The 17,180-nt window shown below is 66.9% G+C and carries 13 protein-coding genes; 7 read left to right on the top strand and 6 right to left on the bottom strand.

Annotated features, from left to right (window positions below; translation table 11 throughout):
- Positions 1-11: 11 nt before the first annotated feature.
- Positions 12-2,129, top strand: coding sequence for a S9 family peptidase (locus N1F91_RS26815; protein WP_289996724.1), 2,118 nt, complete (start codon positions 12-14; stop codon positions 2,127-2,129).
- A 259-nt stretch (positions 2,130-2,388) separates the two neighbouring features.
- Here the strand turns inward: N1F91_RS26815 and N1F91_RS26810 are convergent, their stop codons facing one another.
- From N1F91_RS26810 to N1F91_RS26790, 5 genes are all read right to left on the bottom strand, one after another.
- On the bottom strand, positions 2,389-2,616 hold the full coding sequence (locus N1F91_RS26810) for a DUF433 domain-containing protein (protein WP_289996761.1): 228 nt from the start codon (positions 2,614-2,616) through the stop codon (positions 2,389-2,391).
- 137 nt (positions 2,617-2,753) lie between these two features.
- On the bottom strand, positions 2,754-3,677 hold the full coding sequence (locus tag N1F91_RS26805) for a cytochrome c (RefSeq protein WP_289996723.1): 924 nt from the start codon (positions 3,675-3,677) through the stop codon (positions 2,754-2,756).
- 13 nt (positions 3,678-3,690) lie between these two features.
- Positions 3,691-4,125 (bottom strand): cytochrome c, encoded by a 435-nt coding sequence (locus N1F91_RS26800; RefSeq protein ID WP_289996720.1) that lies wholly within the window; start codon positions 4,123-4,125, stop codon positions 3,691-3,693.
- A gap of 197 nt (positions 4,126-4,322) precedes the next feature.
- Positions 4,323-4,922, bottom strand: coding sequence for a superoxide dismutase (locus N1F91_RS26795; protein WP_289996719.1), 600 nt, complete (start codon positions 4,920-4,922; stop codon positions 4,323-4,325).
- A gap of 108 nt (positions 4,923-5,030) precedes the next feature.
- Positions 5,031-5,906: a branched-chain amino acid aminotransferase gene (locus tag N1F91_RS26790; protein ID WP_289996717.1), complete on the bottom strand. Its 876-nt coding sequence runs from the start codon at positions 5,904-5,906 to the stop codon at positions 5,031-5,033.
- Positions 5,907-6,052: 146 nt separating this feature from the next.
- On the opposite strand from N1F91_RS26790, the gene N1F91_RS26785 reads away from it, so the two are divergent.
- The 4 genes from N1F91_RS26785 (at position 6,053) to N1F91_RS26770 (ending at position 10,006) form a co-directional block, all read left to right on the top strand.
- A complete protein-coding gene (locus N1F91_RS26785) occupies positions 6,053-6,715 on the top strand; it encodes a haloacid dehalogenase type II (protein WP_289996716.1) in 663 nt (220 codons plus the stop codon).
- A gap of 96 nt (positions 6,716-6,811) precedes the next feature.
- Positions 6,812-7,513: a L,D-transpeptidase gene (locus N1F91_RS26780; RefSeq protein ID WP_289996713.1), complete on the top strand. Its 702-nt coding sequence runs from the start codon at positions 6,812-6,814 to the stop codon at positions 7,511-7,513.
- Positions 7,514-7,662: 149 nt separating this feature from the next.
- Entirely contained in the window at positions 7,663-8,676 is a 1,014-nt protein-coding gene (locus tag N1F91_RS26775) for a nucleotidyltransferase domain-containing protein (protein WP_289996711.1), read from the top strand.
- A gap of 694 nt (positions 8,677-9,370) precedes the next feature.
- Positions 9,371-10,006, top strand: coding sequence for a hypothetical protein (locus N1F91_RS26770; RefSeq protein WP_289996710.1), 636 nt, complete (start codon positions 9,371-9,373; stop codon positions 10,004-10,006).
- Positions 10,007-10,011: 5 nt separating this feature from the next.
- Here N1F91_RS26770 and N1F91_RS26765 read toward each other — a convergent pair whose 3' ends face one another.
- Positions 10,012-11,712, bottom strand: coding sequence for a helicase HerA-like C-terminal domain-containing protein (locus N1F91_RS26765; protein ID WP_289996708.1), 1,701 nt, complete (start codon positions 11,710-11,712; stop codon positions 10,012-10,014).
- 682 nt (positions 11,713-12,394) lie between these two features.
- Here N1F91_RS26765 and N1F91_RS26760 point away from each other — a divergent pair.
- Positions 12,395-13,834: a methylmalonyl-CoA mutase family protein gene (locus tag N1F91_RS26760; protein ID WP_289996706.1), complete on the top strand. Its 1,440-nt coding sequence runs from the start codon at positions 12,395-12,397 to the stop codon at positions 13,832-13,834.
- Entirely contained in the window at positions 13,831-15,951 is a 2,121-nt protein-coding gene (scpA, locus tag N1F91_RS26755) for a methylmalonyl-CoA mutase (RefSeq protein WP_289996705.1), read from the top strand. The genes N1F91_RS26760 and scpA overlap by 4 nt, the downstream gene beginning before the upstream one ends.
- Positions 15,952-17,180: the final 1,229 nt, after the last annotated feature.

Genomic DNA, 17,180 nt, shown 5'->3' with positions numbered 1-17,180 from the left:
GCGCCGCGCCCATGGCCAAGACGATTTCCTTTCCCGCCATCCCCGCCCCGACTGCCGAAAGGCGGCCGGTGCACGACACGCATCACGGCGTGACCCGCACCGACGACTACGCCTGGCTCCGGGCGGACAACTGGCAGGACGTGTTTCGTGATCCGGCCGTGCTCGACCCGGCGATCCGGGCGCATCTCGATGCGGAAAACGCCTACCAGCAGGCGATGCTCGCCGATCTCGAGCCGCTGCGGAAGGTGCTGTTTGCCGAGATGAAGGGGCGCATCAAGGAGGATGATTCCTCCGTGCCGATGAAGGACGGCCCCTTCGCCTACGGTTCCGCCTACGTCATCGGCGGCGAGCAGCCGCGCTACGTCCGTACGCCGCGCGACGGCGGGACGGAGGAGATGCTGCTCGACGGCGACGCGGAGGCTTCGGGCAAGGCCTATTTCCGGATCGGCGGCACCGACCATTCGAGCGACCATGCCCGCCTCCTCTGGGCCTATGACGACAAGGGCTCGGAATTCTACACCCTGAAGGTCCGCGACATCGCTTCGGGAGCCGACCTGCCCGACATCGTGCGCGACACCGGCGGCGGCGGAGTCTGGACGGCACCGAACGACGGCTTCTTCTACACCCATGTCGACGCCAACCACCGGCCTTCGAAAATCCTGTTCCACGCGCTCGGCGACGACGCGGCCGCCGACCGGCTGGTCTACGAGGAGACCGATGCCGGCTTCTTCATGAATGTCGGCGGCACCCGCACGAACGACTGGATCCTGATCTCGATCAACGACCACGAGACGTCCGAATACCGGCTCATCCCCGCCGCCGACCCGGCGGCCGAGCCGGTCGTCGTGCGGCCGCGCGAGCTCGGCGTGCAGTACGATCTCGAGGAAGGCGGCGACGTCTTCTTCATCCTGACCAATCTCGATGGCGCCAAGGACTTCAAGGTCATGACCGCGCCGGCCGCCGATCCGCGGCCCGAGAACTGGACCGACCTCGTGCCGCACGAGCCCGGCCGGCTGATCCTCGCGGTCATGGCCTTCCGCGACCACCTGATCCGGCTGGAGCGCAAGGACGGCCTGCCGCGCATCGTCGTGCGCGAGCGCGCCACCGGCGACGAGCATTCGATTTTCTTCGACGAGGAGGCCTATTCGCTCGGGCTGATCGGCTCGCTCGAATACGACACCACCGTCTTCCGCTTCACCTATTCCTCGATGACGACGCCCTCGCAGGTCTACGACTACGACATGGCGACGCGCAGCCGCACGCTCCTGAAGACGCAGGAGGTGCCGTCCGGCCACGACGCCGACCACTACGTGACGCGCCGCCTGATGGCGCCGTCGCATGACGGCGAACACGTGCCGGTGTCGCTGCTCTACCACCGCGACACGCCGCTCGACGGCTCGGCGCCCTGCCTCCTCTACGGCTACGGCTCCTACGGCATCGCCATCCCGGCCGCCTTCAACACCAACTGCCTGTCGCTCGCCGACCGCGGCTTCGTCTACGCCATCGCCCACACCCGCGGCGGCAAGGACAAGGGCTTCTCCTGGTACGAGGAGGGCAAGCGCGAGCGCAAGACGAACACCTTCCACGATTTCATCGCGGTCGCCCGCCACCTCGTCGCCGAAGGCTTCACCGCGCACGACCGCATCGTCGCGCAGGGCGGTTCGGCCGGCGGCATGCTCATGGGCGCCGTCGCCAACATGGCGCCGGAGGCCTTCGGCGCGATCGTGGCGGAAGTGCCATTCGTCGACGTCTTGACGACGATGCTCGACGAGACTTTGCCGCTCACCCCGCCGGAATGGCCCGAATGGGGCAATCCGATCGCATCGGTGGCCGACTACGCGACGATCGCCGGCTATTCGCCCTACGACAATGTCGGCGCGAAGGACTATCCGCCGATCCTCGCCGTCTCGGGCCTGACCGACCCGCGCGTCACCTACTGGGAGCCGGCCAAATGGGTGGCGAAGCTGCGCGCGCTGAAGACCGGCGACAGCCCGGTTCTCTTCCGCATCAACATGGAAGCCGGCCACGCCGGCGCGTCGGGCCGCTTCTCGCGCCTGGAAGAAATCGCCTACACCTACGCCTTCGCGCTGAAGATGGCGGACAAGGCGGATGTTCCGCCGGCGAACTGACCGGGCGGCGATCGCGGCTTGGTCCGCGACCGTCCGACGATGCCACCGATCATTGACCGCTCGGCGAATGAGCGGTCCGCGTTTGCTCGTTCTGACCGATTGGCAATTGCGACATCGACCACACGTCATCCTCGGGCTTGTCCCGAGGATCTGTCGACTCTGGAACTCTGGGCATATCCGGTATTCCGGCGTTACGGGCAGACCCTGCGGAGCCTCCAAACGGGGGCAGATCCTCGGGACAAGCCCGAGGATGACGGCGTCACGCCGCAGTGACGATCCGCCTTTCGCGATCCGCGGCATAGGCCAGCGCGGCGCGAATGTCCTCACGCGTCAGGTCCGGATAATCGGCTAGGATTTCCTCGTCAGACATCCCCACGGCGAGCCAGCCGAGAATGTCGGCGACCGCGATGCGCATTCCGCGAATGCAGGCGCGCCCTCCCCGCTTTCCGGGCTCCTGGGTGATGATGGATCGGTAATCGGTCTCCATCATAAAGATCTACCACAATGGAGCCCGGGGGGCGAATGCCGTTTCGAGAAGGGTCGGCAAGTGCCCTTATCGGGCGCTCGTTTTTTCCCCGCCTCCGCAGATCCACCTCAAGTCCACTGATCTGTCCGTGCCTTTTCCTACCGCGCCGGATACCCGTTCGGATGGCCGGGAATCGCCTTCACGTAGGCAGCGATCGCAGCCCGGTCCTCGGCCGGCAGCATGGCCATGTTCTTCTGCACGTCGACCATCGAGCCGCCGACCGAATCGAAATCGGGGGTGAAGCCGCTTTCGAGGTAATAGGCGATGTCGGCGGCCGACCAGGACAGGCCGTCGGGCGTGATGTTGGGAACCACCCCCTCGCCTTCGGCCGCCACGGCGCCGGACAGCCATTCGCCCGTCTTCAGTCCGCCGGAGACGTCGCGCGGCGTGTGGCATTCGCCGCAATGGCCGGGACCCTCGACGAGGTACTGGCCGCGCAGCACCTCCGCCGTGGCGCCTTCGATCGAGACGACCGGTGCCGGATCGAGATTGACCAGCTTCCACAGGCCGATGCCGCGGCGGATGTTGAAGGGAAAGCCGAGCCGCGTCGGCTCCGCCCTGCCTTCGACCGCCGGAACCGTCTTCAGGAAGGCGAAGAGGTCGGCCACGTCGTCGCGCGTCATGCGCGCGTAGGAGGTGTAGGGGAAGGCCGGGTAATAGTGCCGTCCGTCCGGCGACACGCCGCGCTGCATCGCATTGGCGAATTCGCCGATGTTCCAGGCGCCGATGCCGTCGGTCGGGTGGGAGGATATGTTGGGCGCGATGAAGGCGCCGAAGCCGGTCTTCAGCTGCAGTCCGCCCGGAAGCGCCAGGCGAGCCTCGCCCTCGGCGCCCGGCGCCGCATGGCAGGAGGCGCAGCCGCCCGCCCAGAAGATGCGCTCGCCCTCGGCGGCGTTGCCCGGCGGGAAGGCAGCGACGACTTCCGCCGGAAGAACCCGGGGCGCGGTGAGCCACCAGAAGGCGAGCGCGGACGCGCCGGCAAGGACGGCTGCAGATAGGGCCAGCTTGCCGGCAAGTCTCATTCGAAGGCTGTCCTCAGCTCTTCTTGGCGCGATAGGTCTGGTGGCAGGCGCCGCAATTGCCGCCGATCACGCCGAGAGCCGCACCCACGGCGGCCTGATCGGCCGGCGGGTTGGCGGCGACGCCGGCCACGTCGGCCTTGAACTTCGCGACCTTCGCCTCGAAGTCGGCCATGTTCTCCCAGATCGCCGGAAGCGCTTCCGTGCCCTCGCCCGAGCCGGCCGGGAACATCGCGGCGACGTCGAACTTCATGGCGTTGGCGCTGAGCTGCTCGATGGCCGCGTTGACGACGGCGGCGTCATAGGGCTTCTCGCCCTTGGCGATCGGACCGAGCTGGCCGAGCGCGCCCCCGAACCCCTTCATCATCGCCTCGCGGTCCTCGACGGGGCCGGCGATCGACGCCGTCACGGCGAAAGTCAGCGCCGCCGCGGCGAGTAGAAACTTCTTCATGATGTCCTCCGGATGCCTTGCTTGGGAAAGGGCCTTGCTGGGTTGGCAGAACCTGCGACGCCGACAATGGCAAACTTCCCGTTCACGCGCGTTCACGCTCGCGTGATGGCAGCGGCGCCCGCTGCGACACACCGTCAACGAAAGACGCCCCGACCAAGGTCGGGGCGCGATAGACTTCCGTCGGAGCGAGACAGGGATCAGGAGGCCTTTTCGAAGCACTCCAGGACGTAGTCCCAGTTGATCAGGTTGTCGACGAAGGCCTCGAGATACTTCGGCCGGGCGTTGCGGTAGTCGATGTAGTAGGAATGCTCCCACACGTCGACGCCGAGGATCGGGGTCGCGCCGTGCACCAGCGGGTTCTCGCCGTTCGGGGTCTTGGAAATCTCCAGCTTGCCGTTCTTGACCGAGAGCCAGGCCCAGCCCGAGCCGAACTGCGTCGTGCCGGCGGCGATGAAGTCGGCCTTGAACTTGTCGTAGCCGCCGAGATCCGAATCGACCGCCTTCTGCAGCGCGCCCGGCAGGGCCTTGCCGCCGCCGCCCTTCTTCATCCACTTCCAGAAGTGGATGTGGTTGTAGTGCTGGCCGGCATTGTTGAAGAGGCCGGCATTCTTGCCGTAGGACTGCTTGACGATCTCCTCGAGCGACAGCCCGTCCATGCCTGCCTCGGCGGCCAGCTTGTTGCCGTTGTCGACATAGGCCTTGTGGTGCTTGTCGTGATGATACTCGAGCGTCTCCTTCGACATGAAGGGCTGCAGTGCCTCGTAATCGTAGGGAAGTTCGGGAAGTTCGAAAGCCATGGTGGATCTCCTTTGGGAGGCTGCGGATCGGGTGAAAGGGTCGGTGTTCATATAGGACAGGCGACTGCGCGAATCGAGACGCCGCGCGCGCCGGTGCCGGTTTTCGCCTCAGGCGGAGTGGCCATGCGCCCAGTCCCAGTAGAGCGCGCGCGCCTTCTTTGCCACGGGTCCGGGCTGGAGCGTCCGGTCCTCGATCTGGAGAACGGGCACCACCTTGGAATGGTTGCCGGTCGAGAAGATCTCGTCGGCGCCGAGGAAGTCCGCCACCGTCAGGCTCTTTTCCACCACCGCCTGGCCGGCCTCGCGCAGCAGGCCGATGGTGCGGGACCGGGTGATGCCCGACAGGAAGGTGCCGTTGGCCACCGGCGTGAAGGCGACGCCGTCCTTGACCATGAAGATGTTGGACGAGCCGGTCTCGGCCACGTTGCCCAGCATGTCGAGCACCAGCGCGTTGTCGAAGCCGCGCGACCGCGCCTCGAGGATCGCCCGGCCGTTGTTGGGATAGAGGCAGCCCGCCTTGGCGTTGGTCGGCATCGTCTCGATGGTCGGGCGGCGGAACGGCGAGACCGTCACCGAAAAGCCCGACGGCGCGATCATCGGCGATTCATAGAGGCACAGGCAGAAGCGCGTCGAGGCGGGATCGGCCGGCACGCCCATGTAGCCGCCGTGTTCGGCCCAGTACATCGGGCGGATGTAGACGGCCGTGTTGCCGTCGAACTTCTTCAGACCGTCCAGCGTCAGGCCGACGATCTCGTCCGGAATCATCGTCGGCTGCAGGCCAAGCGCCAGCGCCGAGGCGTTGACGCGGGCGGCGTGCAGGTCGAGGTCGGGCGCGACGTTCTCGAACCAGCGCGCGCCGTCGAAGACGTTCGAGCCCAGCCACATCACGTGGCTGCGCGGGCCCACCAGCGCCACGTTGCCCTCGTGCCAGTCCCCATCGACATAGGTCCAGGTGAGGGATTGTGCTTTCGTGTCGACCGCCATGGTGCATCCGCCTTTCTTTGCGGCCTATGGATAGCGGCTCGTCCCCATGCGTCAATTGTCCATGCCGCGATTTTCTTGCGCCAGCGCGGCGCTTGACCGGTGCTGCGCGATCGGATCAAGTCTTGCCGCGACCGACGGGACCTTCCATGCGCCACTCCGCCTATGTCTTCGATGCCTACGGCACGCTGTTCGACGTCCATGCCGCCGTGCGCCGCCACGCCGAGGCGATCGGCCCGGACGGGCAGCTGCTGTCGGAGATTTGGCGTGCCAAGCAGCTCGAATATTCCTGGGTGCGCACGCTGATGGGCTCCTACCAGGATTTCTGGCAGCTCACCCAGCAGGCGCTCGACTTCGCCTTTGCCCGGGTGCCGTCGGCCGATCGCTCGCTGCGTCAGACCCTGCTCGACGCCTACTGGCGTCTCGACTGCTATCCGGAGGTGCCCGCCGTGCTGAAGGCGCTGAAGGCCGACGGCGCGAGGCTCGCCATCCTCTCCAACGGTTCGCCCGCCATGCTGGAGGCCGCCGTGAAGTCGGCCGGACTCGACCTCGTGCTGGACGATGTCTTCTCGGTCGATGCCGTCCGGAAATTCAAGACCGACCCGTCCGTTTACGACATTGTTACCACCGCGTTACGGGTGTACCCGAACGCCGTCTCCTTCCAGTCCTCGAACCGCTGGGACGTTGCGGGCGCTGCGAAATTCGGCTTCCGCACGGTCTGGATCAACCGGTCGGGCCAGCCGGACGAGTATCTCGATCACCCGCCTTCGGTGATCCTGCCGTCGCTCGGAGGCTTGCCGAACCTCGGCTGATCGGGAATACCGCAACCTTGACGCTGGTGCGGCGGAAATCGGGCAACCCTTCCCGTGCATGGGCGTTATGCGGCTTCAAGAGGGTGACATATCTCCATGACCGGACGTTCGACTTCCACCGGCGGCGTTTCGCGGCGCTTCCTGCTGACGGCGGGCGCGCTCGGCGCCGGCCAGCTGGTTCTCTCCGCCTGCACCACGTCGCGGCCGATGCCGCAGCTGCCGCGCTTCGGCGAAGAGAGGGGCGGCGGCTTCGACCATGCCGAGATCTACGCCGCGCGCAGCGATGGCGGCTTCCTCGTTCCGGCCGTGCCTTATCAGCAGATCCCGTCGCGCTTCCTGCGCCAGTACGTCTCCGACCCGACCGGCGAGGCGCCGGGCACGGTCGTCGTCGACACGTCGAAGCACTTTCTCTACCTCGTCCAGCCGGGCGGCCGGGCGCTGCGCTACGGCGTCGGTCTCGGCCGCGCCGGCTTCGAATGGTCCGGCCGCGCCGTCATCCAGTGGAAGCGCGCCTGGCCGACCTGGACCCCGCCCGAAGAGATGATCGCCCGCCAGCCCGAGCTCGCCAAGTACAGCGCCGACAATGGCGGCATGCGCCCCGGCCTCGACAACCCGCTCGGCGCCCGCGCGCTCTACATCTTCAAGGACGATGTCGACACCCTCTACCGCGTCCACGGCTCGCCCGAATGGTGGTCGATCGGCAAGTCGGTCTCGTCGGGCTGCGTGCGCATGGTCAACCAGGACGTCATGGACCTGTTCAACAGGGTGCCGAACAAGACGCCGATCCTGGTGCGGTAGGCGGGCGGCACGCGGAGTCGGTCGCGAGAACGGCGGTTCCAACAGTACGGGCGGCCTGGTGACTCGACTGTTGGAACTTTTCCAGCCCAGCCGATCATGGTAAGTTCCAACAGTTCGGATCGAATCCGGGCTCAACTGTTGGAACCGTCGTGGACTTCGTCGAACTCGCTGCCGACCAGAGCCGGGAAACCATCAACACCCGCCAGCGCTACCAGGCGTGGCGCAATGCGGTCGAGCGCGAGCACGGCTTTCGCGGATCGATGGTGTGGGAGACGTCCAAGGGGCATGACTACCTGTTCCGCGCCTCCTATGCCGACGACGGCAAGCGCCGGCAGAAGTCACTGGGCCGACGCTCGCCGGAGACCGAGGCCCTCAAGTCGACCTTCGAAAACGAACGCGCCTCCGCCACTGCCAGCCGCAAGCGGCTCGACGAAGCGCTTGCCCGTCAGGCAGCGGTCAATCGCGCGCTGGGCATGGGCCGCGTCCCCCTGATCGCCGCCCGCATCCTGCGCCTGCTCGACCAGCGCGGATTTCTCGGCAAGGGCCTGCGGGTCGTCGGCACCAACGCGCTCTATGCCTACGAGGCCGCTGCCGGCGTCTTCCTCGATCCAGGCATCACGGCCACCGGCGACCTCGACCTTTTGTTCGACGCCCGCCGCGGCCTGAACCTCGTCGGCGACGCCGCACTCTCGCAGGACGGACTCGTCGACCTCCTGCGGCGTATCGACCGCTCCTTCCGCAAGAGCCGCCAGGGCTTTCGGGCCGAGAACGACGAGGGCTATCTCGTCGACCTGATCACCCCGATGCGCCGCCCGCCCTGGGCCCTGCCCTCCTCCCCGACCGGACCCGGCGCGCTCGAAGCCGCCGAAATCGAAGGCCTGTCCTGGCTCGAAAACGCCCCTGCCTTCGAGCAGATCGCGCTCGACGAGCGCGGCGCTCCCGTGCGCCTCGTCACGGTCGATCCCCGCGTCTTTGCAATCCACAAGCACTGGATCGCGAACCGCCCCGACCGCGACCCCCTGAAACGTCGCCGCGACGCCGAGCAGGCCCGGACAGTCGCTGCCCTGACGCGACGCTATCTCGGCCATCTGGCGTTCGAGGCGTCGGACCTGCTGATGCTTCCGCGCGGGGTGGTGGAGGAGGCGATGGCGGGGATTGGATAGGCCTTGGACGTCATGCGGCTTTCGGTTGCAAAAGCAGCGGTTCCAACAGTCCGGGCGGATTCGCGACTTCACTGTTGGAACTGGGAACTGCTGAGCCGCGCAAGAGCGCGCGAGCGCTCCGTCCCGGTCGAAGAGACCTCATGAAATGCACAATGACCGGCCTCCTGCGCAGAGCGTAGTGGCGGGGATCCGGGTACCGGAACCCGGAGAGCAACGATTAGGGCACACAGCGAAGTCCGTACGCAAAGCTACCCAATTCAGACGTCAAGGATGCCTTTGCAGCGGCGCCTTAAGGGCCGTTGCTGACGGTGGAGCTGAAGACCAAAGATGCGAGCGCACCGGGCGTTCGCGTGACAAATCGACAGCTATCGATTGCTCGAAAACTTGAGCCAACTTTGTGCTGCCGCTCTTTAGATCGGTTCTGGCAGGTCGCGGTACGATAGTGTACCTTTACGCCATCAAGCAAGACTGCCAGAGCGAGCAAAGCGGACAGCTTGCGGAGCGCATCAGAATCATATCCCGTGCGCGACATGGTGAGAAAAATCCCGGATAAAATCGCAGCCTACGAGTTGCTGCACAGAAGCAAAGAACCTAGAGAGCGCCCTTCGCTCATATCGGTTGAAAGAACATTCGACACTTTCGTTGAAAATTTGGTGGAATAAAGATTTCTGATTTTCTTGATTTCAAGTGGAAGATGCCACTTAATGCCGACTATTTCTTCAAGGATTATAACGTAATTGCTGAACTAAAAACATTTGAAGGTGTATTTTCTGGACCTGAAGCAATGCGCTCTCTGTCGCAGGCTTGCGTAGATGCGGGATGTTCCGCAAGCGATCTGGCGGGGTACGTCTTCAGGGGGGAAGCGCTTCCGGAGCGGGCAAATAATCTTATCCTTCGGCGCTTTCGACGAGCAATCGAGCAGCGCATAAAGAAAGCACGAAAACAGTTGCGGCAGTCTAAGTCCGCATTTGGAAAAAAGGATACACAATCATTAATTATTATTGCGATGGACCAACCGCCGTTATTCGGTCATGACAATATGCTGGCTATGATTGCAAGATTAATGGGGGACAATTATTCTGATGAGCATACAGATGGTGTCATCTATATGAATCCAAATGTCCCAACCCAACTGCGCGCGGATGGTATGGAATTCTCCGGTTGGTTCCCATTTTACAGAGACGACGATGTGAACGAGAGGCTGAGCGGGTTCGTTAATCTACTTGGAAATCGCTGGCTTACATATTATGCCGGGCAAATCGGGGAAGTGCATCCGATACTGGAGTTGGATTCGTCGGAAGATATGTTCGCGGTCTTGGGAGGCCGATAGAACCCCTACCTCTTCAAACTCCCCAATATCCCCCGGATCAGCGCCCGCCCCAGCGAGCTGCCCACCGAGCGCACCACCGACTTGACGGCGGCCTCCGCCACGGTCTGGCGGTTCGACGTCCTCGGGCGCGGGGCGGACGACTTACTGCGCGTGCCACTCGAACCCGACCCGCTCGAGCCCGTCCGGTTCGAGGTGGTGCGGCTCGCCGGGCGCCGCTTGCGGTAGTCTTCCTCGAATTCCTCGTCGCGACGGCCCTTGCCGTCGAAGTCGGGCAGCGTCCAGCGGTCGCCCGCGCGGCCATCGTCGCGCGCCTCGTCCTGGCGGCGGTCGTCGCGCTCGCCACCCCATGGCCCGCGCGCCCGGCCGTCGTCGCGCCCCGCCTCCCGCTCGGCCGCATCGGCCGCCTCCGCCCCCCGCTTCTGCAGGATCTCGAAGGCCGATTCGCGGTCGATTGTCCTGTCGTACTGCCCGGCCACCGGGCTCAGCGCCTGGATCTGCGTGCGCTCCGCATCGGTGATCGGCCCGAGCCTGGAGGCCGGCGGGCGAATCAGCGTGCGCTGGACGACCGAGGGCACGCCCTTGGCCTCCAGCGTCGAGACCAGCGCCTCGCCGACGCCGAGCTGGGTGATGGCCTCGGCGCAGTCGAAGTCGGGGTTGGCGCGGAAGGTCTCGGCCGAGGCCTTCACCGCCTTCTGCTCGCGCGGGGTGTAGGCGCGCAGCGCATGCTGGATGCGGTTGCCGAGCTGCGCCAGCACCGTGTCGGGCACGTCGAGCGGGTTCTGGGTAACGAAGTAGACGCCCACACCCTTGGAGCGGATCAGCCGCACCACCTGCTCCACCCGGTCGACCAGGATCTTCGGCGCCTCGTCGAAGAGCAGATGCGCCTCGTCGAAGAAGAAGACGAGCTTCGGCCGCTCCGGATCGCCCACCTCCGGCAGCGCCTCGAACAGTTCCGACATCAGCCAGAGCAGGAAGGTCGCGTAGAGCCGCGGGTTCATCATCAGTCTGTCGGCGGCGAGCACGCTGATCGCGCCGCGGCCGTCGCGCGTGGTGCGCATCAGGTCGGCGATGGCGAGCGCCGGCTCGCCGAAGAAATTCGCCCCGCCCTGCTGTTCCAGGATCAGCAGCGAGCGCTGGATGGCGCCGACCGAGGTCTTGGAGACGTTGCCGTAGAGCTTGGAGATCTCCGCCGCCCGGTCGGCGACGTGCGCCAGCATCGCCTGCAGATCCTTCAGGTCGAGGAGCAGAAGCCCGTCCTCGTCGGCGATGCGGAAGGCGATGTTGAGCACGCCCTCCTGCGCCTCCGACAGGTTCATCAGCCGTGCGAGAAGCAGCGGCCCCATCTCCGACACCGTGGCGCGGATCGGATGGCCCTTCTCGCCGAACAGGTCCCAGAAGATCACCGGAAATTCCTGGAAGTCGTAGGGATCGAGCTTCACCTGCGCCGCGCGCTTGACCAGAAAATCCTTGGGCTCGCCGATCGCCGCGATGCCCGACAGGTCGCCCTTCACGTCGGCGCAGAACACTGGCACGCCGGCATTGGAGAATTCCTCGGCCAGCACCTGCAGCGTCACCGTCTTGCCGGTGCCGGTCGCGCCCGTCACCAGCCCGTGGCGGTTGCCGTATCTGAGCAGCAGCGTCTCGGATTTCTGGTAGGAATCGTCCGGCGTCCGGCTCGCGCCGAGAAACAGGCTGTCGTCGCTCATCTGGCGCTCCCCTCCGTGGTCCCGCCTGCGGCGGGTCGTCCCGGTCAGGTATAATGGCACCGATGCCGCGCTACAACGGCACGCTCGGAGGGCCTTGCGTCCGCCCGCTTCACCGTTGCGGCGCTTCAGCATTGCCGGGCGTCCCCCATTCCTTCGTCATCCCGGGCGAAGCCGGAGCGAAGCGGAGGCGCAGACCCGGGATCCATGCCTCGGCCGATGTCGAAAGGTGAAACGACGAAGAAAGGCGGCAGGCGGCGGCAAACTCCCGCGCCATCGCGCTTGCCCGTGGTGCCGAGGCATGGATCCCGGATACGTCGTCCTTCGCTCCGCTCGGACGTCGTTCCGGGATGACGAAGGCGGAGGGCGCGCGCGGGCATGGCGGGGGGGTGCCGCGACCTCGACGGTCCTCTCGTCCTTCCCGCAGCTATGGCGCCGGCAGTCCACGACCGCCCTCACACCGGCCGTGCACGATCCTTGCGAAAGTCGCAGTTGCGGTCGGCACCCGCGCGGCCTAATCCGGCCGGCGGGGGAGCGCGAGGAGAGGAGCGGCAGGTGTGGCGCAGATGCGTCGGGTTCGGTGCGATGCACAAGGCGGCGCATCCGCTTTGTTGCGGCGCCCGCTGTTGCCCTTTACTCTGGCGAGGAAGCGGCCCGTCCACGGCCGCACGGATGCGGACACACGATGACACCTGATCTACTCAGCCAAGCGGATTTCCCGCCGGTCGACGAGGCGCTCTGGCGCGCAATGGCGGCCAAGGCGCTGCGCGGTGCCGATTTCGAGACGACGCTGGTGTCGCGCACCGACGACGGCATCCGCGTCGAGCCGCTGCATGCCCGTTCGCAGGAACCGCAGCCGATCTCGCGGGTCGACAAGCATGCCGGCTGGCGCATCGTCCAGCGCGTCGACGATCCCGATCCGGTGCGTGCGCGGGCGCAGGCGCTGGAGGACGTGAAGAACGGCGCCGACGGGCTGTCGATCGTCTTCGAGGGCGCGCCCAACGCCTTCGGCTACGGCCTGCCCGCCACCCAGGAGGCGCTGGCCGCCACGCTCGACGACGTGCCGCTCGGCCGGCTGGACCTGCGCGTCGATACGCATCCGACGAGCCGCATCACCGCCGAGTGGCTGGTGGCCTACCTGTCCGCCCGGCGCGCCGACCCCGCCCGCATGCATCTCTCCTTCGGCATCGATCCCTCGGCGATCTTTGCCGGCACCGGCCGCATGCGCATGTCGATCGAGGCCCTGAAGGCCTCGCTGCCGCAGTCGCTCGCCCATTTCTTCGCGCTCGGCGTGCCCGGCGTCCTGCTCGAGGCCGACGGCCGCGTCTGCCACAATGCCGGCGCAACCGAGGCGCAGGAACTCGCCTTCATGCTGTCGTCGGCGCTGTCGCATCTGCGCATGTTCCAGGCCGCCCGCCAGCCGCTGGTCTATGCGGCACCCCATATCGGCTTCGCCACGGCGGCCAGCCAGGACCAGTTCGTCACCATCGCCAAGATGCGGGCGCTGCGGCGGCTGTGGTCGCGCGTGCAGGAAGTCTGCTCGGTCGAGCCGTCGCTTGCCATGATCCATGCCGAGACCTCGTGGCGGATGATGACGCGCCGCGATCCCGAGACCAACATCCTGCGCTCCACCATCGCCGTCTTCGCCGCCGCCGTCGGCGGCGCGGATTCGATCTCGGTGCTGCCGCACACGCTGACCCACGGCCTGCCGGACGAGTTCGCCCGCCGCGTCGCCCGCAACACGCAACTGGTGCTTTCGCGCGAGGCCCATGTCGGCTTCGTCAACGATCCCGCCGCCGGCTCGGGCGGCATCGCCCACCTCACCGAGGCGCTCTGCGAGGCCGCTTGGGAGGAGTTCAAGACCATCGAGCAGGAGGGCGGCATCCTCGAGAGCCTCGCCGCCGGGCGCTACCAGGCACGCGTGGTCGAAGCCCGCGATGCGCGGGTGGCCCGCTACCGGTCGGGCGAGCGCCGCATCGTCGGCACCACCATCTTCCCGCTGGCGCAGGAGCGCCCGGTCGCCACGCTTCCCGCCGAGACGCGCGAGGGGCCGAAAGAGGGCGGCGCCTTCTGCGAAAGGCTCGCCGCCACCCGCATCGACGAGAGCTTGGGAGAGCCGGCATGATCCCCGATTTCGCCGCCATAGACTGGTCGAAGCCCGCGCGCGGCAAGTTGAGCCGCGACGACCTCTGGGAGACGCCCGAAGGCATCGACATCAAGCGCGTGTACGGCGAGGCCGACATCGAGGGCCTGCCCTTCCTCGACACGGTGCCGGGCGCGGCCCCGTTCCTGCGCGGCCCCTACCCCACCATGTACGTCCAGCAGCCCTGGACCATCCGGCAATATGCCGGCTTCTCGACGGCCGAGGAATCCAACGCCTTCTACCGGCGCAACCTGGCCAGCGGCCAGAAGGGCCTGTCGGTCGCCTTCGACCTCGCCACCCATCGCGGCTATGATTCGGACCATCCGCGCGTGGCGGGCGACGTCGGCATGGCCGGCGTCGCGATCGATTCCATCCTCGACATGCGCCAGCTCTTCGACGGCATCCCGCTCGGCGAGATGACCGTGTCGATGACCATGAACGGCGCCGTGCTGCCGATCATGGCGCTCTACGTCGTGGCGGCCGAGGAACAGGGCGTTTCGCAGAAGGACCTCGCCGGGACCATCCAGAACGACATCCTCAAGGAGTTCATGGTCCGCAACACCTACATCTACCCGCCGAAGCCCTCGATGCGGATCATCTCCGACATCTTCGCCTACACCTCGCGCGAGATGCCGAAGTTCAACTCCATCTCGATTTCCGGCTACCACATCCAGGAGGCAGGGGCGACGGTCGACCTCGAGCTCGCCTACACCATCGCCGACGGCATCGAATATGTGCGCGCCGGCATCGCGGCCGGCCTCGACGTCGACGCCTTCGCGCCGCGCCTCTCCTTCTTCTGGAACGCCGGCATGAACTTCTTCATGGAGCTCGCCAAGCAGCGCGCCGGCCGCCTGCTCTGGGCCGCCCTGATGAAGAAGAACTTCGCGCCGAAGAGCGACAAGTCGCTGGCGCTGCGTGCCCACACCCAGACGTCCGGCTGGTCGCTCACCGCCCAGGACCCCTACAACAACATAACCCGCACCATGATCGAGGCGATGGCGGCCACGCAGGGCGGCACCCAGTCGCTGCACACCAACGCCTTCGACGAGGCGCTGGCGCTGCCGACCGACCACTCCGCCCGCATCGCCCGCAACACCCAGATCATCCTGCAGCAGGAATCCGGCACCACCCGCCTCATCGACCCCTGGGGCGGCTCGGCCTTCGTCGAGCGGCTGACCTACGATCTCGCCGCCCGCGCGCTGTCGCACATCGAGGAGGTGGAAGCGCTGGGCGGCATGGCCGCCGCCATCGAGAAGGGCATCCCCAAGCTGCGCATCGAAGAGGCCTCGGCCCGCACCCAGGCGCGCATCGACGCCGGGCGCCAGGCGCTGATCGGCGTCAACGCCTTCCAGCCGGGCAGCGAGATCGAGGTCGACGTGCTCAAGGTCGACAACGCTCAGGTGCGCGCGCGCCAGCTCTCCAAGCTGCAGCAGCTCAAGGGCACGCGCGACGTGGCGGCCGTCGAAGGCGCGCTGTCGGCGCTCACGGAGGCAGCCGCCAGCGGCGGCAACCTGCTCGAATTCGCCATCCGCGCCGCCCGCGCCAAGGCCACCGTCGGCGAGATCTCTCTGGCGCTGGAGAAGGTCTTCGGCCGCCATGTCGCGACCGTCCAGACGATTTCCGGCGTCTACCGCGCCGAGGCCGGCGACATCCCCGCCATCCCGCGCGTGCAGGAGAAGGTCGAGGCGTTCCGCGACAAGACCGGCGCCGCACCGCGCATTCTCGTCGCCAAGATGGGCCAGGACGGCCACGACCGCGGCCAGAAGGTCATCGCCACGGCCTTCGCCGATCTCGGCTTCGACGTCACCGTCGGCGCCATGTTCCAGACGCCCGAGGAGATCGCGAAGCTCGCCGTCGAGCACGACGTCCACATCGTCGGCGCCTCCTCGCTCGCCGCCGGCCACCTGACCCTGATCCCCGAACTCAGGGAAGCCCTCGCCCGCCTGTCCCGCGAGGACATCATGATCGTCGCCGGCGGCGTCATCCCGCCCGACGATTTCGACGCCGTCCTCGCCGCCGGCGCCACCGCCATCTTCCCGCCCGGCACGGTGATCCCGGAAGCGGCGGAAAAGCTCATGGACGCGCTGCTGGAGGGGTGATTTGCCCCCCGGCAGCGTGTGTCGTATTCTCGGCACACAGGCGAAGCGTGACGCCGGGGGACGTCAGGCTCCCTCCTGCCGACGTCTCGGAATGGCTTCCGGATCCGGACGCCTTCGCTGCGCTCGGCACCTTCGCCCACTGTGTGGGGCTGGAGGACGGACGGAAGCGCTGCGGCCTCTTGTCCTCCACCCCACGAAGTGGGGGCGGAGGTGGCGTCGCGAAGCGACGACGGAGGGGGGGACGGCGGCGACCGGAGCGAGGCGGCGGCGCGTGCCTCGTCGTGGACCGGATCGCGGGCATGGATGGCGAGGCGTGGATCCCGGATACGTCGTCCTTCGCTCCGCGTCGGACGCCGTTCCAGGATGACGAAGGCGGGGGTGAGGACGCCGTGCGAGAGCGGAGGCAGTCTCTGTGCCGGCGGACATACCCGCGTCATTCCGGATACGAACCGCGCGGAGCGTCTGTCCGGAATCCATTCCGTGACGCCGGGGAGCGTCAGGCTCCCTCCTGCCGACGTCTCGGAATGGCTTCCGGATCCGGACGCTTTCGCTCCGCTCGGCACCTCCGCCCACTGTGTGGGAATGGAGGACGGACGGGAGCGCTGCGGCCGCTTGTCCTCCACCCCACGCAGTGGGGGCGGAGGTGGCGTCGCGCAGCGACGACGGAGGGGGGGACGGCGGCGACCGGAGCGAGGCGGCGGCGCGTGCCTCGTCGTGGACCGGATCGCGGGCATGGATGGCGAGGCGTGGATCCCGGATACGTCGTCCTTCGCTCCGCGTCGGACGCCGTTCCGGGATGACGAAGGCGGGGGTGAGGACGCCGTGCGAGAGCGGAGGCAGTCTCGGTGCCGGCGGACATACCCGCGTCACTCCGGATACGAACCGCGCGGAGCGCGGAGCGTCTGTCCGGAATCCATTCCATGACGCCTGGGGATGTCAGGCTCCTTCCTGCCGACGTCTCGGAATGGATTCCGGATCCGGACGCCTTCGCTGAGCTGCGGCACCTCCGCCCACTGTGTGGGGTTGGAGGACGGACGGAAGCGCTGCGGCCTCTTGTCCTCCACCCCACGAAGTGGGGGCGGAGGTGGCGTCGCGAAGCGACGACGGAGGGGGGGGACTCCCCACCGTTTAGCAAGAGGTTTTCTGGGTTGCCCGGGAGGGGTCGAAGGAGGTTCCGGCTTTCAGCATGGCGCAGGCGACGTTGAGGAGGCGGTCGGCGACGGAGCGCA

It is taken from the genome of Aquibium sp. ELW1220, assembly GCF_030398385.1.
GTDB lineage: Bacteria > Pseudomonadota > Alphaproteobacteria > Rhizobiales > Rhizobiaceae > Aquibium.
Note: the sequence above shows the minus strand (reverse complement) of the source record. Positions and strands in the feature narration are given on the sequence as shown.